Source organism: Anaerosporobacter sp., from assembly GCF_965301125.1.
In genome coordinates, this window is record NZ_CBDLAM010000213.1 from 1 (window position 1) to 5,406 (window position 5,406).

3 protein-coding genes are annotated in these 5,406 nt (G+C 35.1%); 2 read left to right on the top strand and 1 reads right to left on the bottom strand.

Features of this window, described 5'->3' with window-relative positions; all coding sequences use genetic code 11:
* Together ACW2QF_RS16945 and ACW2QF_RS16950 are read left to right on the top strand one after the other, a co-directional pair.
* A partial coding sequence (locus ACW2QF_RS16945) for a glutamine synthetase III family protein (protein ID WP_455717196.1) occupies positions 1 to 2,081 on the top strand: 2,081 nt, incomplete at its 5' end.
* Positions 2,082 to 2,264: 183 nt separating this feature from the next.
* Positions 2,265 to 3,983, top strand: coding sequence for a methyl-accepting chemotaxis protein (locus ACW2QF_RS16950; protein WP_455717197.1), 1,719 nt, complete (start codon positions 2,265 to 2,267; stop codon positions 3,981 to 3,983).
* Between the two features lie 77 nt (positions 3,984 to 4,060).
* Here ACW2QF_RS16950 and argH read toward each other — a convergent pair.
* Positions 4,061 to 5,406: argininosuccinate lyase (argH, locus tag ACW2QF_RS16955; protein WP_455717198.1), on the bottom strand; the 1,346-nt coding region annotated here is incomplete at its 5' end.

Sequence of the window (5,406 nt, forward strand, 5' to 3'; positions counted from 1 at the left end):
TTGATGTATTTAACGACGTAGTTATGGCAGAGCGTTTACCAAAGAAAGTATATGCTACTCTTAAGAAAACAATTGAAGAGGGAGAAGAATTAGACCTTGATATTGCTAATGTCGTAGCTCATGCTATGAAAGAATGGGCACTTGAAAGAGGAGCAACACACTATACACATTGGTTCCAACCAATGACTGGTATCACCGCAGAAAAACATGACTCTTTCATTAGTCCAGCATCGAATAGTGGCAAAGCTATCCTTGAGTTCTCAGGAAAAGAATTAATTAAAGGTGAACCAGATGCTTCTTCATTCCCATCAGGCGGTCTTCGTGCTACATTCGAAGCTAGAGGATATACAGCATGGGATTGTACTTCACCAGCATTCTTAAGAGAAGATGCAGCAGGTGTTACATTATGTATTCCAACAGCTTTCTGTTCCTATACAGGAGAAGCTCTTGATAAGAAAACACCACTTCTTCGTTCAATGGAAGCTATTAGTACAGAAGCAGTTCGTATATTGAAATTATTCGGGCATGGCGATGTTAAGAGAGTTGATTGTTCAGTAGGTCCTGAACAAGAATATTTCTTAGTTGATAGAGAAAAATATCTTCAAAGAGAAGATTTAATTTTTACAGGTCGTACATTATTCGGAGCAATGCCTCCAAAAGGTCAAGAACTTGATGATCATTATTTTGGAAGCATCAAAGAAAGAATCGCAGGATACATGAAAGAACTAAATGTAGAGTTATGGAAACTTGGAATCCTTTCTAAGACACAACATAACGAAGTTGCTCCAGCGCAACATGAGATGGCTCCTATATTTGGAACAGCTAATATTGCAACTGATCATAACCAATTAGTAATGGAAACAATGAGAAAGGTTGCAAAACGTCGTGGACTTGAGTGTCTTCTTCATGAAAAACCATTTGCAGGTGTTAATGGATCTGGTAAACATAACAACTGGTCAATCGTTACGAATACAGGTAAGAACCTTCTTGATCCAGGTAAAACACCTCATGAAAATATCCAATTTTTATTATTCTTATCTGCAGTAATTAGAGCAGTAGATGAAAATGCAGCATTACTTCGTTTATCAGCATCAAATCCAGGAAATGATCACAGACTTGGAGCTAATGAAGCACCTCCAGCAATCATCTCAATCTTCCTTGGAGAACAATTAGAAGATGTAATTAGCCAATTAATTGAAACTGGCGAAGCAAAATCTTCAAAACAAGGTGGAAAATTAAATATCGGTGTACATACACTGCCAGAGCTTAAGAAAGATGCTACAGATAGAAACCGTACATCACCATTCGCATTCACTGGTAACAAATTTGAATTCCGTATGGTTGCATCTTCTATGTCAATTGCTGGTGCAAACACTGTATTAAATACAATTGTTGCAGACGTATTGTCTGATATGGCGGACGAACTTGAAAAAGCTGAAAACTTTGATTTAGCTGTTCATGATTTAATTAAGAAAACATTAACTGATCATCAAAGAGTTATCTTCAACGGTAACGGTTATTCAGATGAATGGGTTGCAGAAGCAGAACGTAGAGGTCTTCCAAATGTTAAGACTATGGTTGATGCTGTCCCATCTCTTACAACTGAAAAATCAGTTAAGATGTTTGGAAAATTCAAAGTATACTCAGAAGTTGAATTACATTCCCGTGCGGAAATTCAATACGAAGCATACTCAAAAGCTATCAACATAGAAGCTAAGACAATGATTGAGATGGCTAATAAGAAGTATATTCCAGCTGTAATCAAAGCTGTTGCTTCATTAGCTGAGTCAATTAATAGCGTAAAAGCGGCTGTTCCAAGTGCAGATGTAAGCGTTCAAACAACTTTATTAACAGAAAGCTCAGATTTACTTGCAAAAGCAAAAGCAGCTGCTGTTAAATTACAAGAAGTTGTTGCAGAAGCAGCTACGAAGGAAGAGGGTGTTGAACAAGCAACTTACTTCAAGGATGTAGTATTCCAAGCTATGGCTGAATTAAGAGCTCCTATTGATGCATTAGAATTAACCATTGATAAAGAAGCATGGCCAGTGCCAACATATGGAGATTTATTATTCGAAGTATAACAATAACGTATTCTCTTTTTTAAATATAAAGAACCACGAAACTCAACAAAAAAGTTTCGTGGTTTTTTAAATTATAGTATCAAAGTGTTCCCAAAATTGATAAAAAGTGGTATAATATAATGTAGAAGGAGGAAGGTATAGCAGCAAAACATACTAGAACACTTTGCTATACTAAGTATGATTATGAAGACGAAAGAACGTAAAAATGGATTTGCAAAAAAACTACTAACCATGACGGGACTTCAATATCTTATATCTTCAAGCATATTAATTGTAATCGCTTGTATCTGCTTAGTATCAGGAATGCGTACAGAGGCGATTAATGGGTTAGAGGATATGGCTCACACGTTGCAAGTTGCCTTTAATGCTATGGATACAGGGGATTATTCAATTAACGAAAATAATGAATTTGTGAAAGGGAGCCTGAATTTTACAGAGCTAGAAGAGTTGATTGATACATATGCGAAAGAATCAGGTAAGGAGATTACCTTCTTTTATGGAGATACAAGAGTTGCAACATCAATCGTCAAAAATGATGGAAGCTACTATATAGGAACAAAAGCATCAGATAAGATTATACAAGAAGTTTTAACAAAAGGAAATACATATACAGACTATAAAGTTGATATTAATGGAAAACGATATTATGCATATTATACACCATTGGAGAATTCCGATGGTAGTATTGTAGGGATGCTTTTTGTAGGAAAAGAGAGTAGTGAAATTAATAAGTTTATTGAATCAAAAACTATAATAATTGCAGTATGTGCGATAGTTATGATAATTGTATTTAGTATATTAAGTTTCTTTTTTACTAAATTATTTGCTCGTGGCATCGTTATGTTGGAAGGTGCGTTAAAGAATCTTGAAAATGGAAATCTTAATATTGAGATTAATGAAAAGCTATTAAATCGTAAAGATGAAGTTGGTGGAATTGCTAGAGCATTTAATAACGTATTAATACGTTTTAAATCTGTTATAGGAATTTTACATCAGAGCTGTGATACATTATTAACAGAAGGTCAAAATCTAGAAGATATAGCAACTCAATCTAGTAAGACTTCAGAAGATATAAGTGTTGCAATTGATGAGATAGCAAAAGGTGCAGTAACACAAGCTTCGGATATCGAGAACGCTACTTTGAATGTGGCTAATATGGGAGCATTAATTGAGAGGATTACTGGAGACATTGAATCATTAAATATAATTACAGCAGCTGTTCTTGAATCTGAGAATGAAACAAATGATAATATGAATGAACTATCCGAGTCTAATATTAATACTACAAAAGCGATTAATCGAATAGCAGCTAATATCGAAAAGACAGATAAATCTGTACAAAAGATTGGAGAAGCACTTCAATTAATTACGAATATAGCGGATGAGACGAATCTCTTATCTTTGAATGCCTCAATTGAAGCCGCAAGAGCAGGGGAAGCAGGAAGAGGCTTTAGTGTTGTAGCAGCCCAGATTCAGAAATTGGCAGAAGAATCCAATGCATCAGCTAAGAAGATTGATGATATTATTAAGATGTTAGCTGAAGACTCAGCTACTTCTATACGTGTAATGAATGAAGTACAACAAAATGTAAGAGAGCAAGAAGAAAAATTAAATGATACGAAAGTTAAGATAACACAGGTTAGTGATGGAATTACGCAATGTAATCAGAATACAGAGAATATTAATAAAGAAGCTAATGAATGTAATACATCTAGAGTTGCCGTTGTGGATATAATTCAAAACCTTTCTGCTTTATCAGAGGAAAATGCTGCTGCTACACAAGAAACAACAGCTTCTATGGAAGAATTAACAGCTACTATGCATGTTGTTTCAGAAGCGGCACAGAAGATGCAAGAGCTTGCTACAACATTAAATAAAGAGGTAAAATTCTTTAAACTTTAGATTTTAATAAATAATAATATAAAAGGATGCTGGAAAGGTAAGCCAGCATCCTTTTTATTTATAGGAATTATAAAAATTTATTTCAAATTAGATAAGTAAGCATAATTCAGTGCAACTACTTGTTTCATCATCTCTTTACCAGGAGCACCTATGGTGTTACGTTTGTTAACGCAAGTTTCTAAGCTAATCGCTTCATAGATATCTTCTTCGAATACAGGACTGATCTTCTTATATTCATCAAGTGTCATATCATCAAGTGAGATATTCTTATCGATACAATATAAAACTAATTGTCCTACAATACCATGGGCATCACGGAATGGAACGCCGTGATTTACTAGATAATCAGCAGCATCGGTAGCATTGGTAAATCCATTCTTAGCACTTGCCTCCATTACTTTGTTGTTAAATTTCATTGTAGAAATCATTCCAGTGAATAAGGAAATACAACCTTTAACTGTATCAATGGCATCGAATGTAAGCTCTTTATCTTCTTGCATGTCTTTGTTATAAGCGAGAGGAAGACCTTTCATAGTAGTAAGTAAAGACAGTAAAGCACCATATACACGACCAGTCTTCCCACGAACAAGTTCTGCTATATCTGGGTTTTTCTTTTGTGGCATAATACTACTTCCTGTGCTGTAAGCATCATCGATTTCAACGAATTGGTATTCATTAGAATTCCAGATGATGATTTCCTCACAGAAACGACTTAGATGCATCATGATAGTGGAAAGAGCACTTAATAACTCAATTAGATAATCACGATCCGCTACTGAATCCATACTATTTAGAGTCGCACCAGTAAATCCTAATAACTGGGCAGTATAATCACGGTCAAGTGGATAGGTTGTTCCTGCAAGAGCACCAGAGCCAATAGGTGAATAGTTCATACGATTATAGATATCAGTAAGTCTAGAATAATCACGTTTGAACATCTCAAAATACGCTCCCATATGATGCGCAAGTGTAATTGGTTGAGCTTTTTGTAGATGAGTGAAACCAGGCATGAAAGTTTCAGTACTATCTTTCATGATAATATTCAACTCAACTAAAAGAGCTTTTACTAATTCTTTGATTTCAGTAATTTCATCCCTTGTGTATAACTTCATATCTAAGGCAACTTGATCGTTACGGCTTCTTCCAGTGTGAAGTTTCTTACCAGCATCACCTATGCGTGAAATAAGGTTGGCTTCAACAAAACTATGAATATCTTCATGAGTACCATCGATAACAAGTGTTCCATTCTCGATATCCACAAGAATTCCATTCAAGCCATCAATAATGGTATCCTTTTCAGCATCAGTAAGGATTCCCTGTTTTGCAAGCATGGTAACATGTGCGATACTTCCTGTAATATCTTGTTTATAGAATTTCTGATCAAATGAAATAGATGCATTGAAATTATGTACAAGTTGATTGG

What these genes read in the sequence shown, in the direction of transcription:
- ACW2QF_RS16950 (WP_455717197.1), top strand. Translation starts at nt 2,265, where the DNA reads ATGAAGACGAAAGAACGTAAAAATGGATTTGCAAAAAAACTACTAACC.